The organism is Nitratireductor sp. OM-1 (assembly GCF_003296175.1).
In the GTDB taxonomy this organism is placed as follows: Bacteria; Pseudomonadota; Alphaproteobacteria; order Rhizobiales; family Rhizobiaceae; genus Nitratireductor; species Nitratireductor aquimarinus.
Genome location: NZ_CP029209.1, coordinates 333,165 through 355,196, shown reverse-complemented (window position 1 = coordinate 355,196; position 22,032 = coordinate 333,165). Strand labels below are relative to the sequence as shown.

The 22,032-nt window shown below is 62.1% G+C and carries 20 protein-coding genes; 5 read left to right on the top strand and 15 right to left on the bottom strand.

What is annotated here, in order from left to right; genetic code table 11:
• Positions 1-15: 15 nt before the first annotated feature.
• The 11 genes from DEJ54_RS20730 to DEJ54_RS20685 form a co-directional block, all read right to left on the bottom strand.
• On the bottom strand, positions 16-1,110 hold the full coding sequence (locus tag DEJ54_RS20730) for an ABC transporter substrate-binding protein (protein WP_113156662.1): 1,095 nt from the start codon (positions 1,108-1,110) through the stop codon (positions 16-18).
• A gap of 25 nt (positions 1,111-1,135) precedes the next feature.
• Complete coding sequence (locus tag DEJ54_RS20725; RefSeq protein WP_113156661.1) at positions 1,136-1,933, bottom strand: alpha/beta hydrolase; 798 nt, start codon at positions 1,931-1,933, stop codon at positions 1,136-1,138.
• Positions 1,930-2,052, bottom strand: a complete 123-nt coding sequence (locus tag DEJ54_RS23630) for a hypothetical protein (RefSeq protein WP_256370549.1) — start codon at positions 2,050-2,052, stop codon at positions 1,930-1,932. The genes DEJ54_RS20725 and DEJ54_RS23630 overlap by 4 nt, the downstream gene beginning before the upstream one ends.
• Before the next feature lie 529 nt (positions 2,053-2,581).
• Entirely contained in the window at positions 2,582-3,646 is a 1,065-nt protein-coding gene (locus DEJ54_RS20720) for an ABC transporter ATP-binding protein (protein ID WP_113156660.1), read from the bottom strand.
• Between the two features lies 1 nt (position 3,647).
• Positions 3,648-5,717 carry an ADP-ribosylglycohydrolase family protein gene (locus tag DEJ54_RS20715; protein ID WP_113156659.1) on the bottom strand — a complete coding sequence of 690 codons (2,070 nt, stop codon included), beginning with the start codon at positions 5,715-5,717 and terminating at the stop codon, positions 3,648-3,650.
• A complete protein-coding gene (locus tag DEJ54_RS20710; protein WP_113156658.1) occupies positions 5,714-6,871 on the bottom strand; it encodes an ADP-ribosylglycohydrolase family protein in 1,158 nt (385 codons plus the stop codon). Before DEJ54_RS20710 ends, DEJ54_RS20715 begins: the two co-directional genes overlap by 4 nt.
• A 50-nt stretch (positions 6,872-6,921) precedes the next feature.
• Positions 6,922-8,337: an extracellular solute-binding protein gene (locus DEJ54_RS20705; protein WP_113157122.1), complete on the bottom strand. Its 1,416-nt coding sequence runs from the start codon at positions 8,335-8,337 to the stop codon at positions 6,922-6,924.
• A gap of 22 nt (positions 8,338-8,359) precedes the next feature.
• Positions 8,360-9,253 (bottom strand): carbohydrate ABC transporter permease, encoded by an 894-nt coding sequence (locus DEJ54_RS20700; protein WP_113156657.1) that lies wholly within the window; start codon positions 9,251-9,253, stop codon positions 8,360-8,362.
• Complete coding sequence (locus tag DEJ54_RS20695; protein ID WP_113157121.1) at positions 9,253-10,101, bottom strand: sugar ABC transporter permease; 849 nt, start codon at positions 10,099-10,101, stop codon at positions 9,253-9,255. The genes DEJ54_RS20700 and DEJ54_RS20695 overlap by 1 nt, the downstream gene beginning before the upstream one ends.
• A 140-nt stretch (positions 10,102-10,241) precedes the next feature.
• A complete protein-coding gene (locus DEJ54_RS20690) occupies positions 10,242-11,288 on the bottom strand; it encodes a LacI family DNA-binding transcriptional regulator (protein ID WP_245447852.1) in 1,047 nt (348 codons plus the stop codon).
• Between the two features lie 167 nt (positions 11,289-11,455).
• Positions 11,456-12,370 (bottom strand): LysR family transcriptional regulator, encoded by a 915-nt coding sequence (locus DEJ54_RS20685; protein WP_113156655.1) that lies wholly within the window; start codon positions 12,368-12,370, stop codon positions 11,456-11,458.
• A gap of 132 nt (positions 12,371-12,502) precedes the next feature.
• Here DEJ54_RS20685 and DEJ54_RS20680 point away from each other — a divergent pair, with 132 nt between their 5' ends.
• From DEJ54_RS20680 to arsH, 5 genes are all read left to right on the top strand, one after another.
• On the top strand, positions 12,503-13,786 hold the full coding sequence (locus DEJ54_RS20680; RefSeq protein ID WP_113156654.1) for a TRAP transporter large permease: 1,284 nt from the start codon (positions 12,503-12,505) through the stop codon (positions 13,784-13,786).
• Positions 13,787-13,816: 30 nt separating this feature from the next.
• A complete protein-coding gene (locus tag DEJ54_RS20675) occupies positions 13,817-14,800 on the top strand; it encodes a TRAP transporter substrate-binding protein (RefSeq protein WP_113156653.1) in 984 nt (327 codons plus the stop codon).
• Between the two features lie 15 nt (positions 14,801-14,815).
• Positions 14,816-15,349, top strand: a complete 534-nt coding sequence (locus DEJ54_RS20670) for a TRAP transporter small permease (RefSeq protein WP_245447851.1) — start codon at positions 14,816-14,818, stop codon at positions 15,347-15,349.
• 30 nt (positions 15,350-15,379) lie between these two features.
• Positions 15,380-16,831: an amidohydrolase family protein gene (locus DEJ54_RS20665; RefSeq protein ID WP_113156651.1), complete on the top strand. Its 1,452-nt coding sequence runs from the start codon at positions 15,380-15,382 to the stop codon at positions 16,829-16,831.
• Positions 16,832-17,024: 193 nt separating this feature from the next.
• Positions 17,025-17,756 carry an arsenical resistance protein ArsH gene (gene arsH, locus DEJ54_RS20660; RefSeq protein ID WP_113156650.1) on the top strand — a complete coding sequence of 244 codons (732 nt, stop codon included), beginning with the start codon at positions 17,025-17,027 and terminating at the stop codon, positions 17,754-17,756.
• 142 nt (positions 17,757-17,898) lie between these two features.
• On the opposite strand, the gene DEJ54_RS20655 is transcribed toward arsH, so the two are convergent.
• From DEJ54_RS20655 to DEJ54_RS20640, 4 genes are all read right to left on the bottom strand, one after another.
• A complete protein-coding gene (locus DEJ54_RS20655) occupies positions 17,899-19,152 on the bottom strand; it encodes an ABC transporter substrate-binding protein (protein ID WP_113156649.1) in 1,254 nt (417 codons plus the stop codon).
• Positions 19,153-19,222: 70 nt separating this feature from the next.
• Complete coding sequence (locus DEJ54_RS20650; RefSeq protein WP_113156648.1) at positions 19,223-20,050, bottom strand: carbohydrate ABC transporter permease; 828 nt, start codon at positions 20,048-20,050, stop codon at positions 19,223-19,225.
• On the bottom strand, positions 20,047-20,946 hold the full coding sequence (locus tag DEJ54_RS20645) for a carbohydrate ABC transporter permease (protein ID WP_113156647.1): 900 nt from the start codon (positions 20,944-20,946) through the stop codon (positions 20,047-20,049). The genes DEJ54_RS20650 and DEJ54_RS20645 overlap by 4 nt, the downstream gene beginning before the upstream one ends.
• Positions 20,943-22,013: an ABC transporter ATP-binding protein gene (locus DEJ54_RS20640; RefSeq protein ID WP_113156646.1), complete on the bottom strand. Its 1,071-nt coding sequence runs from the start codon at positions 22,011-22,013 to the stop codon at positions 20,943-20,945. The genes DEJ54_RS20645 and DEJ54_RS20640 overlap by 4 nt, the downstream gene beginning before the upstream one ends.
• Between the last annotated feature and the right edge of the window lie 19 nt (positions 22,014-22,032).

Genomic DNA, 22,032 nt, shown 5'->3' with positions numbered 1-22,032 from the left:
CGCCACATTGATTGATTACATACCGAAGGCTTTGGCCCAGCGGGCGATGAACGCATCGTGCTCCGTCAGCATGTCGGGATCGTAATTGATCAGGATCATCTTATCCTCACCGCCGATCTCCTCGATCACCTCATCGAGCGAATAGGAGGTCTCGCCCTGCGGTTTCACGCCGGGGCGATAGGCCGTCAGCTTGCCTTCCGCCACCGCATACTGGCCCTCTTCGGAGAGGATGAAGTCCAGCATCAGCCGCGCTGCCGCCGGGTGCGGGGCCTTTTCCGTCACGCCAACCCCACGCAGAAAGACCGGCGTACCGTCTGAAGGAAATTTCCAGTCGATGATCTGTCCGACGCCCTGTTTCAGCCGCGGGAAGAGAACCGGGCCGGAAGCGAAGTAGGACGCGGTGTTTTCACCGCTCACGGTCTTCTCGATCATGCCGCCGGTGCCGCCACCGGGCCGCGTCGACGGGCCGATTGCGTCAAACCATCCCCATGCCTTGTCGCCATGGTGCCGCACGAACGCAAAATTGATGGATTCGCCAAACGCGAACTGGCCGTCATATGTGCCGATCTTGCCCTTGAAGACGTCTGGGTGCGCCGTGATGTTGGCGAAGAACTCTTCCATCGAAGCGGTGCGCAGTTCTTCCGGAACCAGAACCTTGTTGTACATCAGGATCATCGGATCTGCGGAGAATGTGTAGACACCCGGCATCGGCAGGCTCCACTCCGGCAGGAACTGGGCTTCCGGTGACTTGTAATCGACGACAAGTCCGTCATTGGCGGCCTGAATCCAGTCGCCAATCGTGCCGGCGGCCAGAATGTCGGCTGTCGCCACGCCCGTGCCCGTCTCGGCGCGGTAGCGCGTGAACACTTCACCCGGCCCGAGATCGAGCGTTTCAACCTTGATGTCCGGATAGTGCTGATTGAAAGCCTCGATCAGCGGCTCCCAGTTCTCCGGCCCCATGTTGGAATAGATCAGCAGCGAGCCTTCCGCATTCGCCTGCGCGACAAGGTCGGCATAGTCCGCCGGATAGTGATCGGGCAGCGCCTGCGCAGACGATACGCCTGCGGGAAGCGTGAAGAACGCAGCGGTTAGAAGCAATGTACGCAACATGGATTTTCCCCTTTTGTGTATGTCGTTAAAGCCAATTTTCGATGGCACTGGATGCAGCTTCGCCCAGCGGGCCAAGTTCGTGTCCAATGCCATCCAGACATTCGAACCCCGGCTTCAGCCCCGATTTCTCAAGACTTTCTTTCAGGGCCGCGAGACGCTGATGACGGTCCGCGCCGGCGACATCGGCGAAAGGCGAGTAATCGGGATGATCCGGCCCCCGGGCCACCAGCCCCTGATTGCTGTCATTCGCGCCGATGATCAGATGCACCGGCAGTTGTTTCAGCCCCTGCACATCAACGGGTCGTCCGATGACCTGCTCGATGCCGGCCACGCCCGGCCACCAGGGCAGTTCCGCATCCAGCAGCGTCACCGCACCGGGCGCTGCGATCACCGCGCCGGATAATTTGCCTGCCGCCACCAGCGCATAGCGCAGGGCAAACTGCGCACCGCCGGAAAAACCGAACAGATAAGTAGGCTGAGAGCCGAGGGAGAAGCGCGCCCTGAAGGCAGCAACCATGCCCTCCACAAGCATCGCATAATCAATGCCCGGCTCACGGAGAAACTTGTAACCGTCCGAATAGCCGGGGCGCGTCACGTCGGCAGGAAAGAGAGGCGCAAGCACATTGATATCCTGCCGGGCAGCCAGATCGTCGAACGCGTCGCGCGTTTGCAGATGGTCGCGCGCACTGCCGTGAACCGCAATCAGAAGCGGCCGATCCGCCTTGCCCGAGGGAGCCAGCGTCCAGGCAGAAGCAAAGCGCGGGTCTGCCTCGTGCAGGGCCTCCCCTTTTTCCAGCGCGACGGTCTCTGCCCCTGCGCTCATGCCTGCTTCTCCATCCGGCTTTCGGAAACATTCACGGCACCCACGAACATCTGCATGTCGAGAACGTCGTGTTGCCCTGCAGCGGAAGCGGCAATGGTCGGGTTTAACAAGGCTGGCATTATCTGCTCATAAATTTGCGCAACTTTATGCGCAATTAATGCGGCATTTGCCCTGCCCCGTCAACACGGCTTTTGAAACACCTCGATAAATCTGCGTGAAACCGACTTGAAACCCAGGCCTTCTGGCTCTCCAGATCGCGCAGCAGCGCCCCGGTTTCTGACACTGGAGGCGTAAGAAACGCGGTGATGAGCAAGTCAGGCTGGTTGGGGAAACGGCGTGACTCAGCCTACGGACAGCAGTGAAGCGATCCGTTAAGCTGGTCGTCGCAATGTTAGTTTATCGAGGAGGCTAACACATTGATTTTCATCAATGGAGCTGCAGCAGTCGTTCGGCAGACATGGCACGACACCAAGCCGTGAGAAGACAAGAAAGTGATGATCGAGCGTCTTGTCGGCGGCCTTTGTCAAAGGCCTTCATCGCCCGGATGCATCTGTCCCTCCATGGACGCAAATGCTGGTGAGCGAACGAGTTCACGCAGGCCCGCCGCCACACCCGGCGAGCCTTCCGGTCAGCCTCCCCCGATCCGGATCACAACAGGCGTCCACCGGTCGCCGGGTCGAAGACCAGCGCGCGTTCAGCGGGGATGCCAAGCGCGATCTGGCGTCCGGGTTCCAGCCCGGCTTTCGCCGGAAGAACGGCGACCATCTCCTGCCCCGCGAGCGAGAGCGTCACTTCGGCAGTCTCGCCGGTCGGCTCCACAAGCAGCACCTCGGCCACCGGTCCCGTTTCAGAGATCTCGATCGTCTGCGGACGAATGCCGTACGTCACCTCGGTGCCTTCAGCCACGTCCAGCGGCCGCCCGAGCGGCATGGTGACGCCGCCGTCCAGAACGACGTGACGCGCGCCTTTCGCGCCTGCCTTCGCCTTGAACATGCTGATTTCGGGCGAGCCGATGAAACTGGCCACAAAGGCTGAGTTCGGATTGTTGTAAAGCTCGGAGGGCGGCCCGATCTGGGCAACATGACCGTCATGCAGAACGACAATGCGGTCTGCCATCGTCATCGCCTCGGTCTGATCATGCGTGACATAGATCGTCGTCTTTGCGAGCCGCTGATGCAGCTTCTTGATCTCCGACCGCATGCGCACACGCAGCTTGGCGTCGAGGTTTGAAAGGGGCTCATCGAACAGAAAGGCTTCCGGATCGCGGACGATGGCCCGCCCCATGGCGACCCGCTGCCTTTGGCCACCCGAAAGCTCTTTGGGCAGACGGTCGAGATAAGGCTCAAGCCCGAGTATCTCGGCGGCCTGTCGAACCTTCGCGTCGATCTCGGATTTCTTGACGCCTGCGAGACGGAGCGCAAAGCTCATGTTCTCGGCAACCTTCATGTGCGGGTAGAGCGCATAGGACTGAAAGACCATCGCCAGCCCGCGCTCCTTCGCCGGAACCCGGTTCGCAACCTTGCCGTCGATGATGATGCGGCCCTGCGAAATGTCCTCAAGCCCCGCCACCATACGCAGGAGCGTGGACTTGCCACAGCCCGAAGGTCCGACGAGGACGACGAACTCGCCGTCCTCGATATCGAGATTGATGTCCTGCAAGACCCTGGTTCCGCCATAGGTCTTGCCAACATTCTCCAGCTGGATCCGTCCCAAATCAGCCCTCCAGTATCTCGAAGCGGCGGCAGATCACGACACCGGCGCCACCGAGCCTAAGACCGGCCATGCCGCGCGGATGCCGGCTGTCAGTCGCCGAGACAATTTCCTTGCCGTCGATGAACAGGGTAAGCGTCTCACCCTTCGCAGCGAAGGTCAGGGTGACGTCCTGCCCGGCGTCAACCGGCGCAGCCGCAAGGATCTCGGTTCCGAAATCCTCGCGGAGGATCACAGCCCGGCGCTCATGGATGCCCGCGGCATAGAAGCGTTCATTGCCCGAGGCGCGCACGCTGACCAGATGGCTCTCGCCCTCGACACGCGAGATCTGCGCCGTCGCCGTCTGATCGGTTGCGAAGGCGTGACCGGTCCAGAGATCTCCGTCCTTCGTCGCCTCACCGCGAATGCAGCCGTCCGACAGGCCCCAGCTTCCGCGATTGAAGCTGAAACGGCTGACAGAGCCCCATTCCTCGGATTCGATCTGCGGGTTGATGACCGTCTTGCCGGCTCCCGTCACGGTGAAGCTGCGGATCAGCACGTTCATGAAAACGCGGGCTTCCGCCGTCTGCTTCATCAGGATGCCAATCTCGTCAATAGCCTCCTCGCTGTCGGGAAGCGTGAACCCGATGACCTGCCAGTCCTCCGGCAGAAGCGACCAGTCTCCCAGTTCCCGCACCTCGCCGGAAGCGGCAAAGCGGACATAGGGAACGAACGCCACCTGTCGCGGACCTTCGAGCGCCTCGGTACCCGTCAGGGAAATCTCGACGCGCTGCCCCGAGGCCGTGACGGGTGAGAGCATCGGACGATAGCGGTTATCGTCAAACTCGCATTCCCGGTAGAAGGGCTTCCAGAACACGCGGCCATTGTCGCCAGCGGCCCAGCGGTCGATCTGGACGGTGATCGCGCCCTCGGCGTTGCCCGGCAGTGTGCGCAGGCGATGCGAACCTTCCGCACGAATGCCGTGGCTTGCGCCCGGCAGCGCGAAGTCGAAATCGACGGCGCGGGCGAGCGCCTTGTCGGCCCAGCCCTCCGGGATCGCATCGCCCCGTCGACGCAGCGCCAGCACAGCGAAATCGCGGGCAGCCGAGGGCATGTCGACGATGTTTAGCGAACCGGTCACCGCCGAGGTGATCAGGATGTCGTTGATCGGACGACGCCATTTGGCCCAGTGTGGCTGAACACCCTGAAGCACGCCTGCAATGTTTGCGGCATTGCCCGCATTGCAGTCGGTGTCCCAGCCACACATCGAGGCCACGGCCGCCGTGCGCGGCATGTCGCCCTCACCGTAGAGCAGCGCCAGAGCGGTCACGCCCGCATTGGGGATCACGTGGCAGACGCCGGTCCATTTGTCATAGCCGAAGTCGCGCTCCAGCATGTGGAAGCAGCCGCGCCAGTCTTCGGGGTTCGCCGCATGGTAGGCCGCGACCGCATCGAGAACACGGGCATAGTGCGAGCCGTCGGCAACCAGTGCGCGTGCGGTGTCATGCACTTCGGCGATGGTCGAAGCGGTGAAGGCCGCCGCCGTCGCTCCGGCGACATAGGCCGCGCCGTGCAGCGCTTCGCCATCATGCGACACGGAAGCCATGATCCGCGCAAGCCGCGCGGCTTCCCCGGGCTTGCCAGGGCAGACCCAGCCCCAGCAGTCCGAAAAGATCTGCCCGCCGATCTGTTCGGCTTCGATCTGGCCGCGCAGCTTGATGCTGCCCGAGGTCGGCGCGGTGACACCGTCCTGAAGATAGCGATAGGCCGTTTCCTCGGTGGAGATATTGAACCCGCCCCACCAGAGCATTCCGTGACCGTCACCGATATAGTTCAGCCATGTGCGCCCGGCGGATTCGTAGGTCAGCTCATCGCCTTCGTCCCAGAGGGCACGCACAAAGAAGAGCGGTCCATTGGTGTCGTCGTCCGCCGCGAAATTGCGGTAGTCGCGCACATAGTCATCGATCTCGCCATAGACCTCGCGGATCAGCTTTTCGGTCCAGACCGTCGGTTCGACCGGCGCACCAAGGCGCACGCCAACGGCCTTGCCGATCAGTCCGGCATAGATCTTTTCGCGGATGCTCTCCGGGGTCATTCGGCGGCTTCCTTCTTGTCCTGTGCAAAGATTGCCGCACGCTGCGCAGCCCTTGCGCGCGCAGCCTCTTCATCCCCCTGGATGATCGCCTGCGCAGCGGTGGTGAAACGGTCTGCGCTCTCGGAGAGGCAGAACCGGTTGGCGCTATCCAGAAGCTCGGCGTCATCCTCATCGATCACCGACGGGCCATGCATTGCCCCGAGGATCGCGCCGACCATCACACCGATGGAATCCGTGTCGCGGCCCGAGTTGATCCCGTCGATCACCCCCTGCCGGAAATCACCGCCGGCCGTGATGCAGAACCCCAGCGCCAGCGGCAACTCCTCGATCGAAAGCAGACGCGAGGGCTGGTAGGCAGCGGTCGCCACCCCGGCCTTCTCGGGCCCGTGCGCAACGTTGTCCCCCATCGGCGAGAACGGCGCGATAAGGCGATGGAACGTGTCGGTGACCTCGTCGGCTTCGGCTCCCTTGCGGGCAAGCTCCCCGGCGGCAGCAACGATCTCGCCGATCGCCGTGCGGGTGCCGTCATGGGCGAGATCATAGGCCGTCTGAACGACCTCGGAGAGCGTCGCTCCCGGTACGAAAGCCTGTGCAATCGCAGCGGCAAACACACCGGCGGCCTCAAGGCCATAGCTTTGCTGATGGCCCTCGGCGAAATTGATCGCCTCATCATAGGCCGCGCGCGGGTTGCAGGCGTTCACAGCGCCCACCGGCGCGATATACATCGTCGCACCGCAGTTCACCATGTTGCCCACACCGCCCTGACGCGGATCGCAGGCCGATAGCTGCAGACGCTGGAAAATCCATTTCTCGGGATAGAAGAGGCGTTCGATCAGCGGCGTTTCGCGCTGCAACTCGGGCACCCAGCGGCTTTCCCATGCGATTTCGCGCACCATGCCTTCAGCCATGTCCCAGGCGTCCAGATGGCGGCCTTCGCGCTCATAGATCCGCATCAGCGAAAGCGTCATTGCCGTGTCGTCGGTGGTGATCCCGTTGCCGCGAACCCTGCCCTTGCGCTGATCCTCGCTCTGCCCGTCACGATGCCACGCAGTGCGCAGCGAGGTCACCCGACCATAGCGCTCGCGGATTTCGGCTGCAGAAAGTTTCTCGACCGGGGCGCCCATGGCGTCGCCGAAAGCGACGCCATGAACCATTGCCCGGACGCGACCACGGAACGGGGAGGTTCCGTCTTGTCCTTGCTGTGTCACATTACGGTCCTTGCATGATCAGTCATTGCCTGCCCACCAGCGGCCAGCCAGCCCGCAACGAAGGCATCCCAATCGTTTTCGGTCGACAGTTCGCCGGAGACGAAGCGGAAGACATTGGTGCGGTAGTAGGTCTCCGCCCCGTCCACAGCCGCCGCCAGTTCGGGGGACCAGACGAAGGTGTTGTCGGCGCGGAAGAAGTCGACGCCCTGCTGAAGCGCGCTCTGGGCCAAAGGCGACAGAGGGCTGAGCGGCGGCTGGTGGTAGTTTGGATTTGCGTAGATGAAGCGCGGATACCAGGCGCCGAGCTTGTCGGTCGCGGTCAGCGTGTCACCTTCGCGGGTGTAGTGTTCGCCCTCGAAGCCGAGGCGCTCCATCATCTGCCCTTCCGGCGAAGCCACGAAATCAAAGAAGGCCATGATGGCATCGGTTTTCTTCGTGGTGACCGGAATGGCGAAGCCCCGGCTTTCCTTGCTGACATCAACGGCCTGAATGCCGGCGGGCGGGGTCAGGAGCACCAGCTCGGCCCCCGGGTTCACCTGCGCCATCTTGGCTTCATAGATGCCCACGACCGGACCGGCCGTGCCCATCACCACGCCGACCTGGCCAGTGTAGAACTTGTCTTCCTTCACTTCCCAGTTCGAGGTGATGAATTCCGGATCGAGCACCCCGTCGGCGAAAAGGCTGGCGTACCAGGCGAGCTTGGCGCGCTCGCCCTCACTGATGCGCGAGTGGATCAGTTCGCCATCGGCGTTCTTCATCCAGGTCTGTTCGATACCGAAGGCCGGATCGAAGATCGCGTCCAGCTCGGCTGTGTTGTTCGGCGCGATAATGCCGTGCTTCACGGCTTTGCCGCCGATCTCGGTGCCGGGGATGGCGCGCAGAAGCGCATCCCATTCCTCAAGCGAGGTCGGCGCGGAAAGGCCGGTCGCTTCCAGAAGGTCCTTGCGCATCACCGGCGCCTTGGTCCGTGCCGGGTAGACATAGAGCAGATGCGGGTAGTTGCCGAGCCGCGCGGTATTGTGCGGCCAGAGCGCCTTGCTCAAATGTTCGGTTTTGGCGATCAGCGGGTTCAAATCCATCAGGACGCCCTGTTGCGCGATCTGCTCGTCACCGCCCTGGAAATAGATGATGTCCGGCACGTCGCCCGAGAGCAGCATCAGGTTGAGCTTTTCCGCATAGCCTTCGGACGGCAGGTCGATGATCTCGATCTTGATGTCGTGGCCACGCGCGGCAAGAGCCTCTTCGATGCGTGCGACATGGGCAACATCTTCCGGGTTGCTCGTCAGCAGATCCTTCATGACGATCCGGATCGTGCCGCTTGCGGCCATTGCCCTGCCCGGCAGCATTGCAAGCGCCGGTGTTGCGGCAAGCCCTGCAAGCAGGGCGCGACGGGATATGGTTAGGTCTTTCATCATTTCCTCCCTGAATATGCGGTCATTTGAGGGCACCGGACATGGTTCCCTTGGTGAAGTAGCGAAGGATGAACGGGTAAATCGCGAGGACGGGCAGGATGGTGAACAGGATCATCCCGGCGCGGAACGCCCGGAGATCGATCTGGCTCGCGCCCTCGTAATTGTTCATGGCCTGAAGTCCGACGATTGCGGCCTTGTCGCCGACCACGACGAACTGGCGCAGCACGACCTGCAGCGGCCACATGTCCTGATCGTTGAAATAGATCATCGGACGCAGGAAATCGTTCCAGTGATAAACCACGTAGAACAGAGTGATGGTCGCCAGCGCCGGTCTGGCGAGCGGCAGCACCACGCGCCAGAAGACCTGAAACGCATTTGCGCCATCAAGCGTCGCCGCCTCGATGAGCTCTTCCGGAACTTCCTCGAAGAAGCGGATCAGGATGATGAGGTACCAGGCGTTGACGAGCTTGTAGATGATGACCGACGCGTAGCTGTCGATCAGCCCCAGGCGTCGCATCACGAAATAATCGGGAATGATCCCCGGTTCGAAGACAATGGTCGCAAGGATCAGCACAAACAGGGTCCGGCGCAACGGCAGCTTCTTGCGTGACAGCGCCCAGGCCATCATGGCGGTAAAGGTGACGTTGAGGATCGCCCCGACGAGGGTGATGAAGATCGAGTTCATCAGCCCGCGCTGCACCGCCGGGTGGCTTGCGAGAAGCTTCCAGATATCGATCGAGAACCCGTCAGGCACGATGTCCATGCCGCTCATCCCCGGCACGCGGGCCGGATCGGAGAGCGAGATCGCGAGTAGGTTCAGTATCGGCTGCACCGTCACCACGACGATGGCGATGAGGACGGAGTAGATAATCGCTTCTTCGAGCCGTTCCATCCGGGTCTTGTTGCTGGATGCCATCACCAGACCCCCTTGCCTGTCAGTCGCTTGGACAGCGTGTGCGCGCCGATCATCAGGATCATCCCGATCACCCCCTTGAAGAGGCCGGCGGCCGTGGCGAGCGAGAACTGGCCGCCGGTGATACCGAGCCGGTAGACATAGGTGTCGATGATGTCGATCTTGTCCCGGATAGCGTCGTTGGACAGGTTGAAGACCTGATCGAAGCCCGCGTTCAGGAAGAGCCCGACATGCAGGATGAAGAGCGTCGCAATCGTCGGCACAATGCCCGGCAGCGTGATGTGGCGCATCTTCTGCCAGCGCGATGCACCATCCATCTCGGCAGCCTCATAAAGCGCCGGATCAATGGCCATGATGGCGGCGAAATAGAGCAGGCTGTCCCAGCCGGCGCTGCGCCAGGCCTCGGACCAGACCAGCACCCAGCGGATCGATCCGCTGTCAGTCATGAAGCTGCGACGGTCGAGACCGACGAAGTCGCGCAAATCGTTGACCACGCCATTGGACGGCGAGAGCGCTGCAATGAAAATGCCCGCGATCACGACCCAGGACAGGAAATGCGGCAGATAGATCACCGACTGCACGCCGCGCCGGAAACGTCCCGAGCGCACCTCGTTCAAAAGCAGTGACAGGATGATCGGAAGCGGGAAAACGAAGGCGACCTTCATCGCGCTGATGATGAGCGTGTTCTTCAGGACCTCGAAGAAGGTCGGCGACGCAAACAGCTGCGCAAAATGCTTGGTGCCGACCCAGACATTCGGACCGATGATACGCAGATCCTCAAAGGCAAGCCGCGCCTCCCAGATCGGCAGGTAGTGGAACAGCCCGAAGTAGATCAGGCCCGGTGCCAGCATCAAATAATAGGGCCACCATTCGCGCACCCCGTCCCGCAGTCTCGCACCACGCGAGTTATAGGCATCAGCCTGTCGAGGCCGTGCGCGATTGGGAACGTTCCCAATTTCGGGCGAAAAAGCCCCTGCCTTGTCGTGCTTTGTCACGTCGCTGTCCTCTCCTCCCCGCGAACGACGCGCGGCCCTTCTCTTGTCGGCAGCGTCCCCCGCTCAACGAGCGAACAGGGCAGCGACATGTGCGGAACATCCTCATCACCAGCGATCTTCCGGCTCAGCAATTCAAATGCCTGCCGGCCAATATCGCGCGAAGGCTTCATGATCGTTGTGAGTCCCGGCATCGAGACCTCCGCCGCCGGCGTTCCGTCGAAACCGAGAATGGCCACATCCTCCGGGCAGTTCAGCCCGGCCTCCCGGACGGCATGAAGCGCGCCCAGCGCCATCATGTCATTGGCCGCGAAAACAACGCGCGGCGCACCGCCCTGAAGCAGCCGCTTCATGGCGTCGCGACCACCCTCAATGGTGTAGTGACCGTCCTGAAGCCTCAGCCCCTCGACCGGCCAGCCCTGCGCCGCGCCAAACTCGCGAACAGCGCCAACGAACCGCTCCCGCGCGGTACGATGCGGATCGCCGACCAAGAGGGCCGGCATTCCGAGATCGGCCTGAACAAGTCGTTCAAGCCCGAGCTGCACACCCTGCGTAATATCGCTGCCGACCGAAGGCAGTTCCGGAAACCGTTCGGCCGACGAGCCGATCAGCACCAGCGGAACCTGGCTGCGGGAGAGTTCATCCAGCCCGTTCTGGACCGGATTCACAATCGCGCCATCGACCCGCGACTGGGTCAGCGCCATGAGATGCCGGCGCTCCCGCTCGGGATCCCAGTCAGAATTGAAGATCAGGACAGAGGCCATCTCTTCCGTAGCCGCATCCTGCGCGCCACGGGCGACCTCGGCCCAGAAGGGGTTGGCAATATCAGGGATCAGAAGGCCGACCATGCCGGTGCGCCCGGACCGCAGGGACCGCGCAAGCTCGTTGCGCCGAAAGCCGGATGCCTCAACGGCCTCGGTCACCTTGCGACGCGCCTCCTCGGACACATTCTCCGCCCCGGACAGCACACGGGACACGGTGCTCTTGGACACGCCAGAGAGCCGCGCAATGTCGATAATGGTCAGGGAAGCGGCGTTATCCGTCACTCTGATTCTGTCCTCCTCATCTTCTTCATTAGCATGAGCCCTTGCTTGTGGGAACCTTCCCACGGAGATTCTGTCCATGCCTGATCAACGGCACAGCATCATGGGCAATGGGGACATCCACCGACGTGAAGCACACCACGCCGAAGCGCGCAGGACGCGCCCCGCTCCTAAAACTGCATCTTCCCTGCCCGCCAGTCTGCGAGCATTCCACGTATTTCCTTGAGGAAGAGCTGGCTGGCCACTTTGCTCGCCGTTGCACCCATGGAAATCGACTGGATATCGAGCGGCAGGTCGGGCTCCAGCGGCAGCGTCACCAGCCCATCCAGACCGTGAAAGGCGGCGGTAAACTCATCGACCACCGCAGAACGCTGCATTGCCAGAACGAGATGGGGTACGGAAACCAGTGTGTTGCCCGTCACCGTATTGTCGAAAGGCAATCCGCGCTCCAGAAGCGCCTCGTTCAGCACACGCCCGATGGGGCCGCGCGGGGTCAGTCCCAGCATCGGCACGGAGCTCAGATCCTCCAGCCTGACACGGTCCAGCCGGGTCAGCGGGCCGTCCTTTGGGCTCAGTACCACCAGACGGCCACGCCCCAGCGGCTCTGTGGATATGTCGTCAGCCTGAAACCTGCCGATGACGAGCCCGACATCAACCATGCCCGCACGTATCGCCTGAACCTGCTGCTGCGCCGTCCCCACATCCACGGCCACGCGCAGGCCCGGCATCGCATCCAGCACCCTGCGCAGCGCGGTGGGCACGAAATAGGGCGCGAAAAGCCCGACCGACATCACCAGAAGGCGCGTGCCGACGCCCTTTCGCAGCGAGTCGATGCGTTGTTCCAGCCGGCTGATCCCGTCATAGAGAAAACGGCTCTCATTGTAGATGGCGTCCGCCTCGACGGTCGGGATCACGCGCCCCTTGTCGAGCACGAAAAGCGTCAGGCCGATGGCCGCTTCGAGGTCACGCAGATGGCGGCTGACCGTGGGTTGCGACAGGTTCATTTGCCGCGCCGCCGCCGTAATCGACTGCCGCTCGTAGACCGCGCAGAAAACCTGCAAACGCTGCAAAGTCAATGGTTTCATGGCCGCGCTGCCTCCCCGTTTTTCCGGCTCTCCATAGAGAAATGCTATGGAATAGTGAAAACTTTTCTATTTTCTAACGCAAGCGCTTTCGCCAGATTTGTGTGAGCCATCGGGGAGGGGAACCCAAGAGCCATGCAGGCGCCGCTTATCATCGCATTCACCGTTTTCGGCCTCATGGCCGGCGCCGCCATTGCCTATGTCATTGGCGCTTCCGCGATTCTGACCTTCATTGCCGCAGACCGTCAGATGTACATGGCGGTGCTGCCCCAGCGGCTTTTCAGCCAGCTCGATGTGTTCGCCTTTCTGGCCATGCCGCTGTTCATCTTCGCGGGCGATTTGATGAACCGTGGCGGTCTGGCAACCGCGCTGATCGATTTCTGCATGTCCTTCCTCGGACGCCTCAAGGGCGGCCTGGGTCATGTCAACGTGATGACTTCGGTGTTCTTTGCCGGCGTATCCGGCTCGGCGGTCTCCGACGCCGCCGCACTCGGCAACTCTCTGGTGCCCGAGATGCGCCGGCGCGGCTATTCGCTCGACTACGCTGCGGCCATCACCGGCGCATCGTCGATCATCGGCCCGATCATCCCGCCGTCGTCCATCCTGATCTTCTATGGCGCGCTGATGGAGACGAACGTCACTGCGCTTTTCGCCGCCGGCATTCTGCCCGGCCTGCTGCTGGCCGGCGTTCTGATGGCGATCAACGCCTATTACGCCCATCGCGACAACCACCCCGGCGGCCCGGGCGAGGACGTGCCTGCATTCTTCCCCTCGCTCCTGAGGGCCCTGCCCGCCATGACCCTGCCGGTGATCATTCTCGGCGGCACGCTGTTCGGCTTCATGACGCCGGCTGAAGCGGCAGCGGTGGCCGTGATTGCGGCCCTCGTGGTGGGCTTCACGCATGGCAATCTGACCTGGAGCCAGGTGGGCGCGAGCCTGCAACGCACGGCGGTGATGCTTGGCGGGCTGTTCATCATCCTGTGCGCGATCTCGACCTTTTCCTACATCGCTGCGCTTCTGCAATGGCCGCAGGCCATCAAGGCAACGGTGGAAGACTGGAACCTCAGCCCGCTGCAATATCTGATGCTGATCAACCTGATCTTTCTGGTGGCCGGCATGGCGATGGATGTGAAGGCCGCCGTGGCGTTGTTCGCCCCGATCTTCGCACCTGTCGCAATCGCCATGGGCGTCGACCCCGTGCATCTGGGCATCGTGATCTGCTTCAACATCACCACCGGCCTTCTTTCGCCGCCGCTCGGAGGGGTTCTGCTGATCCTCGCGACCACGGTGCGCATGAATTACTGGCGGCTGATACGCGCCACCCTGCCCTTCTTTCTGGCCGAAGTCGCGCTGCTGCTGGTGCTCACCTATTTCCCGGAGATTTCTCTGGCCATTCCACGCCTGTTGGGGCTCGCCTGACGGAAAACGAAACAAAACGGAGGAGAAAAAATGAAGTTTCTACCCAAAGCCCTCGCCATCTCGGCGCTTGCGCTCATGACCGCCGCTGCACAGGCCGCTGACATCAAGATCGCCATGAACGGCGCCGACGATACTGCGACCAACCCGGAAGCAGCCTTCGCCCACGGCTTTGCCGATGCGCTCAAGGGTACCGAATTCGAGGTCTCCATTTTCCCGTCCGGCACGCTGGGCTCGGAAAAAGAGCGTTTCGACCAGGTTGCCCAGGGCCTTCTGGAGGTCAATCTCGCCGCCCTCTCCACCGGTTTCGGCATGTCACCGCTGATGAAGGGCGTCCAGCTCCCGTTCTTCTTCGAGAACCGCGAACAGATCGACGCCGTGCTTTCGGAAACGGACATGCTTGAGCAGATGAACGGTCCGCTTCTCGACAATGGCGTGCGTTTCGTGGACGTCAATTACATCGGCATGGATATCGGCATTCACAATTCCAAGAAGCCGATCGCCAAGGTCGAGGACATGTCCGACCTGCGCTTCCGCGCGCTCAACAGCGAGCAGATCGCACTGCAGGAAGCGCTGGGCGCAACCGGCACGATCGTCTCTTGGTCGGAAGTGGCAAACGCCATCCAGACCGGCGTTGCCGATGGCTATTTCAACCCGCCGAACTCGGCCATCCGCACCGGCCACACCGAGTTTCTGAAGCACTTCACGCCCGCCGACATAACGCCGTCCTCGCGCATCGTTCTGATTTCGGAAGACTGGTACACATCGCTGGGTGATGAGGAAAAGGGCCAGATCGACGCTGCCCTCGCAGCCGGCAAGAAAGCGAACAGGGACTGGGTCAACAACTGGGCCAGCGAAGTGCGCGCAAAGCATGAAGCCGCTGGCGTGACCATCACCGAGCTTGCCGAAGGCGAACGCGGAAAGATGGCCGAGCTGGCCCGCGCCACCTGGGCGACGTCTCTGCCGGACGACCAGCTGAGCATCTGGACCGAAGCCCGCGACTCCGTCGCAGACTAAGCAATGGCCGCCCCCATGAAACACATCGCCAAATCCATCATCCGCTTCAGCAACGGACTCGATCGTCTGGCCACAGTGATGGCCGGCGTGGCGCTGGTGATCCTCGTGGGGGCCGTCATGCTGCAGGTGCTGGCGCGCTATGTCTTCAACCAGCCGCCGGCCTATACAGAGGAGCTGGCCCGATACGCGATGATCTGGGCCGGCCTCATGGGCGCCACGATATCATTCAAGCGCCGGTTCGATCCGGCGCTCTTCACCGGGGAAGGTTCACGCAACGCCCTTCTCGGGCTTGCCGCCGCGCTGATGCGGTCGGCCGTGGTTCTGATCTATCTTCTGCCGATCCTCTGGTACGTTTTCTACGGTCCCAACATGAACCCGGCACGCGGTTTTCTGCTGCGCCACAGCCGCACCATGGCCGACGCACTGCCCTTCAGCACCTTCTGGGTGGCCGTGGCCGTTCCAATCATGATCGTCTTCATTCTCGTTCATCTCGCCGCCCGATGGTGCGGCGATGACGGCGTGCCGCCTGCAGACAGCGACGCCACCTGACCTTCGACATAACAATACAGGAGCCTTCCCATGCACGCTGATCTCATCATCCGCGGCGCAGACATCATCGACGGTACAGGCGCCCCCCGTCGCAAGGGTGATGTGGCCGTGTCCGACGACCGCATTGTCGCCACCGGTGACCTGAAACACTGGACCGCCGGACGCGAGATCGAAGCAAAGGGCCGCGTCGTAGCGCCCGGCTTCATCGACCCGCATGTGCACCATGATGCCGCGATGCTCACCCAGCCCGACATGGAGTTCATGACATCGCAGGGCGTCACCTCCGTCATCAACGGCAATTGCGGTTTCTCCATCGCGCCGCTCGTGCCGAAAGGCGAGATCCCCGCCCCTCTGCGCATGATCATCGAAGATGAAGCGCTGCGGTTTGAAACCTACGCCGCCTATCGCGACCGGCTTCTCGCGGAACCGGCAGCGGTCAATGCAGCCTGCCTGATCGGGCACTCCACGCTGCGCGTGAACGAACTGCCCGACCTCAACAAAGCCGCCGATGCAGCGCAGCTGAAAGAAATGTGCCGCAAGCTCGACCGTGCGCTGGGCGAAGGCGCAATCGGGCTTTCCACCGGCCCTTTCTACCCTCCCGCACGCGCCTCCACCACTGAAGAGCTGATCGAGGTGGCGAAGATCACGCAGGCGCACGGCAAGCTCTATGTCACCCACATGCGCGACGAGGGCGACCGCGTCGTTCAGGGGCTTGAAGAGACCTTCACCGTGGGGCGTGAATCCTGCTGCGGCGTGCATGTCTCCCATCACAAATGCGCCGGGCTCGCCAACCACGGCATGTCAGTCACCACGCTGAAAATGATCGACGATGCCATGCAGAAGCAGGATGTGGGCCTCGACACCACACCGTGGATTGCGTCATCCACCATCCTCGATTCCGGCAGGCACAGGCAGGCGACCCGCGTGATCGTGGCTGAAAGCGAGCCCTATCCGCAGATGGCTGGCCGCGACCTGTCCGACATCGCCGGGGAATGGGACACCGACATCGACACCGCGCTGCAGAAGCTTCTGCCCGCGACCGGTATTTTCTTCATCATGAGCGAAGACGATGTTCAGCGCATCCTGTCTTACGAACACACGATCATCTGTTCGGACGGCATCCCCAGCGGCAAGCACCCCCACCCGCGCGTCTGGGGCACATTCCCGCGCGTGCTTGGTCACTATGCCCGCGACCTGTCGCTGTTCTCGCTGGAAGAAGCCGTGCGCCGCATGACCTCCATGCCAGCAGACCGCTTCGGGCTTGGCGGTCGCGGTCGCATCGCCGTCGGCGGCTTTGCAGATCTCGTCATCTTCGATCCCGAGACCATCGCCGAGGGCGCAACCTTCGAGACGCCAATTCGCCCGGCGGTGGGCATCGACCGGGTGTTCGTCAACGGACGCGAAGTCTGGGTCGATGGCGAGAAAACCGGCGCCCGCCCCGGCCGGCCGCTCGAACAGACCGCCCCGTGCATGGTGGTCTGACGACAGAAATACCGGCCCGTCCCTCAGGAGCTTGGACGGGCCAAACGCTTCCGTTCAGCCAACGGAGGCGTGGTGGACCTGCCGGCCCGTTGGCCGCATATGGCCTTGACTGCGCATTCGCACGACGTTACGCATATTTCGACAATCATCGAAATAAGGGGCGATGCCGCCTTGCGCGCCCGTGAGAATGCCAATGACCCTTCCAAGCCAGCCCATAGACAACCTTCCCAACCTCGACGAGGAACAGTTTCGGACAATCGATCCGGAAGCCCTGTTCCAGCCGCCCCTTTCGACGCATCCGCCACGCATTCTCATGCTTTATGGCTCGCTGCGCGAACGCTCCTATTCAAGACTGGCCACGGAAGAAGCTGCACGGATCCTGCGCAGGCTGGGAGCGGAGGTTCGCATCTTTGATCCTTCGGGCCTGCCATTGCCCGACGCGACATCAGCGGACCATCCAAAGGTCAAGGAACTGCGCGATCTGTCGATGTGGTCGGAGGGACAAGTCTGGTGCTCGCCCGAACGCCATGGCTCAATGACCGGGATCATGAAGGCGCAGATCGACTGGCTGCCGCTGTCACTCGGTGGCGTAAGGCCGACACAGGGCCGGACCCTTGCCGTGATGCAGGTCTGCGGCGGATCACAGAGCTTCAACGCGGTGAACCAGCTGCGTGTGCTCGGTCGCTGGATGCGGATGGTTACCATCCCCAACCAGTCGTCTGTGGCCAAGGCGTTTAACGAATTCGATGCCGAGGGCCGGATGAAACCCTCGCCTTACTACAATCGCATCGTCGATGTGATGGAAGAACTGATGAAGTTCACGCTGCTCCTGCGCGACCGCACGGAATACCTGACTGACCGCTATTCCGAACGCGTTGAGAGCGCGGAGGAAGTGTCGAAACGGGTCAATCAGCGCTCGCTGTGAAGTCCGCTCTGTTCAACTTGCCGTCAGATGGAAGCGTCTGACAACCGCATGATTGCGAGAAAGCAAAAGACAGACCGACTCCACGGGCCCGAAAAACGCCGGCGAACGGTAGAGAAAACCGCCCGCCGGCATTGAGCTTGGGCTAGTTCATGCCAAGGAGGTCGCGCAGTGTCTCGGCGAGATCCTTGGTCGTTGCTTCAGCGTCTGCGCCTTCGGTCACTTCGACCAGCGACGCTGCGATGAGATCAGTCGCCGCCACGCCTTCCGCACCCGGATACGCGTACCAGGGGCCGGCATAGTTTGCGACCTGGGTATGCGCCACGCGGGCATTGGGGTTGCTTGCGTAAAACTCGCCCAGATAGGCTTCGTCCTCGATCACCTTGGCGTTGGCCGGCGCGTAGCCGGTGTTCTCCACGATAATCTTCTGGCCCTCGGGGCCGGTCACGAAGGCCATGTAGTCCCAGGCAGCCTGTTGCTTGGCTTCGTCATCGGTCAGCATGACAATGGCCGAGCCGCCGGTCGGGAAGTAGACCTTGGACTTGTCTTCAGCAGCAACCGGCAGCGGCTTGACCGTCAGGTCGAACTTGTCGCCAGCGCCTTCCGTAAAGCGCGTCTGCAGTGAGGAGCTTTCGAACATGATGCCAAGCGTTCCGGCAGGGAAAGCCTGACGGGCGTCGTTCTCGGAATAGGACTTCATGCCCGCTTCATCGGCAAAGCGCTGATAAAGCCCCGCTGCCGTGATCCCTTCCGGGCCGTCGAAGGTGATGTCGCTTTCGTCCTCGTTCATCGGACGACCGCCATGGGAACCAAGCAGCGACTGGAAACGCCAGTCATGCCGACCGATCCATACGCCATCCGTTGCACCGTCGAGCGCATTGATCTTGGCGGCCAGTTCGATCACGCCATCGAACGTATCCGGGAATTCCTCCATCGAGCCGCCGGCTTTCTCGACAAGCACCGGGTTCACATACATGACCAGGGTCGAGGCCGAGGTGGCCAGAGCATACTGCGTATCCTGGAAACGGCCGAGGGACAGAAGCGCCGGCGTATAGCCCTGCGCGAGCGGCTCGTCTCCGAGGAACCCGTCAAGCGGCTGGGCCAGACCACGGTCTTCCAGAACGCGCCAGAGGTTGAGCCCGACATAGGCGACATCCGGGCCTGTGCCGGCAACCGATTCACGAAGCAGGCGCTGCACCCCGTCTTCGTAGCCCTCGGCGGCGCCGTCGAGCGTGATTTTGACGTCCGGATGCTTCTCCATGAATGCATCGGCCAGCGTCTTCTGGGTGTCGGCCCAGATCGTGGGGATCGCGTAGTGAACGCGGATCTCGGTTTCCTGCGCGTGCACGCCGGTCACGCCGGCTATGGCAAAGACTGATGCGAGTAGTGTCTTTCTCATGTCGTTTCACTCCTGATTGATGGAAGTCGTCGGCGCGGTTGGATCCGGGCACATTCTGGAATTGCTCGGCTCAACCCTTCAGTCCTCCGGCGGCAATGCCCTGAATGAATTTGCGTTGAGCCAATAGGAAAGCGATCACGAGCGGTGCGGTGACGATAACGGCGGCAGCCATCAGCGGGCCGACATTGTCGCCGGATTCCTGATCGCGAAAATAAAGGATGCCGCGCGGCGGCGTGGCCAGATTCGGGTCCGTCGTCGCGATCAGCGGCCAGAACAGGTCGTTCCAGTGCGCGGTGACCGAGAAGATCGCGAATGCCGTCGCGGCCGGCAGGGCCAGGGGGAAAGCGATGCGCCAGACAATGGCGGTCTCGCTCATCCCGTCCACGCGGGCTGCATCGAACAAATCCGCCGGCAATTGCGCGAAAAACTGCCGGAAGAGGAAAATGCCGAATGCGGTCTGAATGAACGGCAGGATCAGCGCCCACATCGTGTTCAGAATGCCGATTTGGGCAAAGCCCAGAAAAATCGGGATCGCCGTCACATGGAATGGCACCAGAAGGGCGGCGACGACCAGACCGAAAAGCAGGCCGCGCCCGGCAAATCTGCGCTGGGCAAGCGCATAGGCGCACGGAACGGCGAACAGGATCTGGAAGAAAAGGATGCCCGTCACCATCACAAGCCCGTTCCACAGAAACAGGGGAATGTCCGTTTCGGTGAGCGCAAAGGTGAAATTGCTCCATTCGATCTGCGACGGCAGGAACTCGATTGTCGTCGTGAAGATCTCGTCGCGCGGTTTGAACGCCAGTGACAGCATCCACACGAAGGGCAGCAGAATGACGGCTGCACCCGTGAGCAGGAGAACGAGAGGTAGCACGCGGCTGCGGATCGGATGGTTCATCGGTAATGCACCCGCTTTTCGACAAAACGGAACTGGATGAGGGCGAGCGCGAGCAGGAAGGCGAAAAACACCATCGTGATGGCGCTGGCGTAGCCGGCCTTGAAGTAGACGAAACCTTCCCGGTAAAGCGCATAGACAAGCGTGTCCGATGCGAATGCGGGACCGCCCTTGGTCATCGTGGCCACGGTTTCAAACACGCGGAACGCATTGGTCGCGGTTACGACCATCACGAACAAAGTCGTCGGTCCGAGCATCGGCCATGTGACGGTCCAGAAGCGCGACCACCCGCTCCCCGCACCGTCAACTTCGGCGGCGTCATAGAGTTCTGACGGGATTGCCGCGAGGCCGGCCAGAAAAAGCACCATATTGTAGCCGACACTCTGCCAGATGCCGATCATGGAGAGTGTGTAAAGCACCAGCCCGCGGTCGCTGAGCCAGTTTGGCGTCGGCAGCCCCATCGAGAACAGCGTCTGGTTCACAATCCCGAGCGTGGGGTGCAGAACCATCTGCCAGGCGACGGACATGGCGACCAGCGTTGCCGCCACCGGCAGGAAGTAAACCGTCTTCAACACGTTGGAGAGACGCGGAGCCCAGTTCGACATCTGATGCAGCCCGGCCGCGACAAGCAGGCCGAAGCCGACCGAGAACGGGATCACGATCGCCACATAGATCAGCGTGTTGGTGACTGCGCGCCTTCCGATGCTGGAGGAAAAGAGCTTGATGTAATTGTCCAGGCCGCTCCAGTTGAAGCTCGCAGCGCCGAACTGGTAGTCGGTGAAGGACAGGACCGCGACAATGGCAACTGGCAGGAAGATGAAGAGAAACAGCGCAAGCGTCGCCGGCCCGACGAGCCACAGATCGGTCAGCGCCTGACGCCGTTCGATTGACAGCCTCATGGGGTTGTCCTCCGCCGAACGCCCGTTGCAGCGTCAAACAGATGCAGTTTGTGCGGCGCGTATCCGAGGCGGACTTCGCTGCCGGGTTCGGGCACGTCGAAATCGGCAGGCGCTATCGCCCGGATCTCTGTGCCTTTCGCGCTGCGCAGGCTGAGAACGATTTCCGAGCCCAGATATTCGGCAGATTCCAGCCGCCCGGTCAGGGCGCCGGTCGCGGCGGGCGCAAGATCTTCGGGCCGCAGGCCGACGATGGCCCCGTCGACATCGATCCCGTCGCCCGGCTCAAGGAAGTTGATGGCGTTGTGTCCGATGAAGGCCGCGACGTCTCGATTTGCCGGGCGCTCATAGAGCTCCCGAGGCGCGCCCGCCTGTGCGACATCGCCGCCGATCATCACGACGATCTGGTCGGCCATGGCCATCGCTTCGGTCTGGTCATGCGTCACATAGACGAACGCCTTGCCGGTTCTGCGATGCAGCGCGCTGATCTCGGAACGCATGCGAATGCGCAGCCGCGCATCGAGGTTGGACAAGGGCTCATCGAGAAGAAACAGCGCAGGATCACGCACCAGCGCGCGCCCCAGGGCCACACGCTGCTTCTGCCCTCCCGACAGCTGGCCGGGTTTCCGGTCCAGCAGTTCTGCCAGTCCCAGACTTTCAGCCGCTTCGCCAACCTTCGAGAGAATGGTCCGGCGCGCCTCTGCCGCTCCCGGCACGAGAGAGCCGAGAAACGGGACGCGCCCCAGTGCTGAAAGGTGCCGCATGGTGAGCGGCAGGGCGATGTTCTGCGCGACAGTCAGATGCGGATAAAGCGCATAGGACTGGAACACCATGGCGACGTTGCGTTCATAGGCGCTCAGACCGCTCACGTCGGAGCCGCCCAGAAGCACCTCGCCGGATGTCGGCCGGTCGAGACCGGCCATGATGCGCAGACTGGTGGATTTGCCGCATCCGGAAGCGCCGAGAAGCGCGGTAAAGCTTCCCTGCGCGATCGTGATCGAAACCTTGTCCAGCACGGTCTTATCGCCAAAGCGTCGCGTGACGTCGCGCAACTCAAGTATTGCTGACATGGGTGTATGTCGCCCTCTC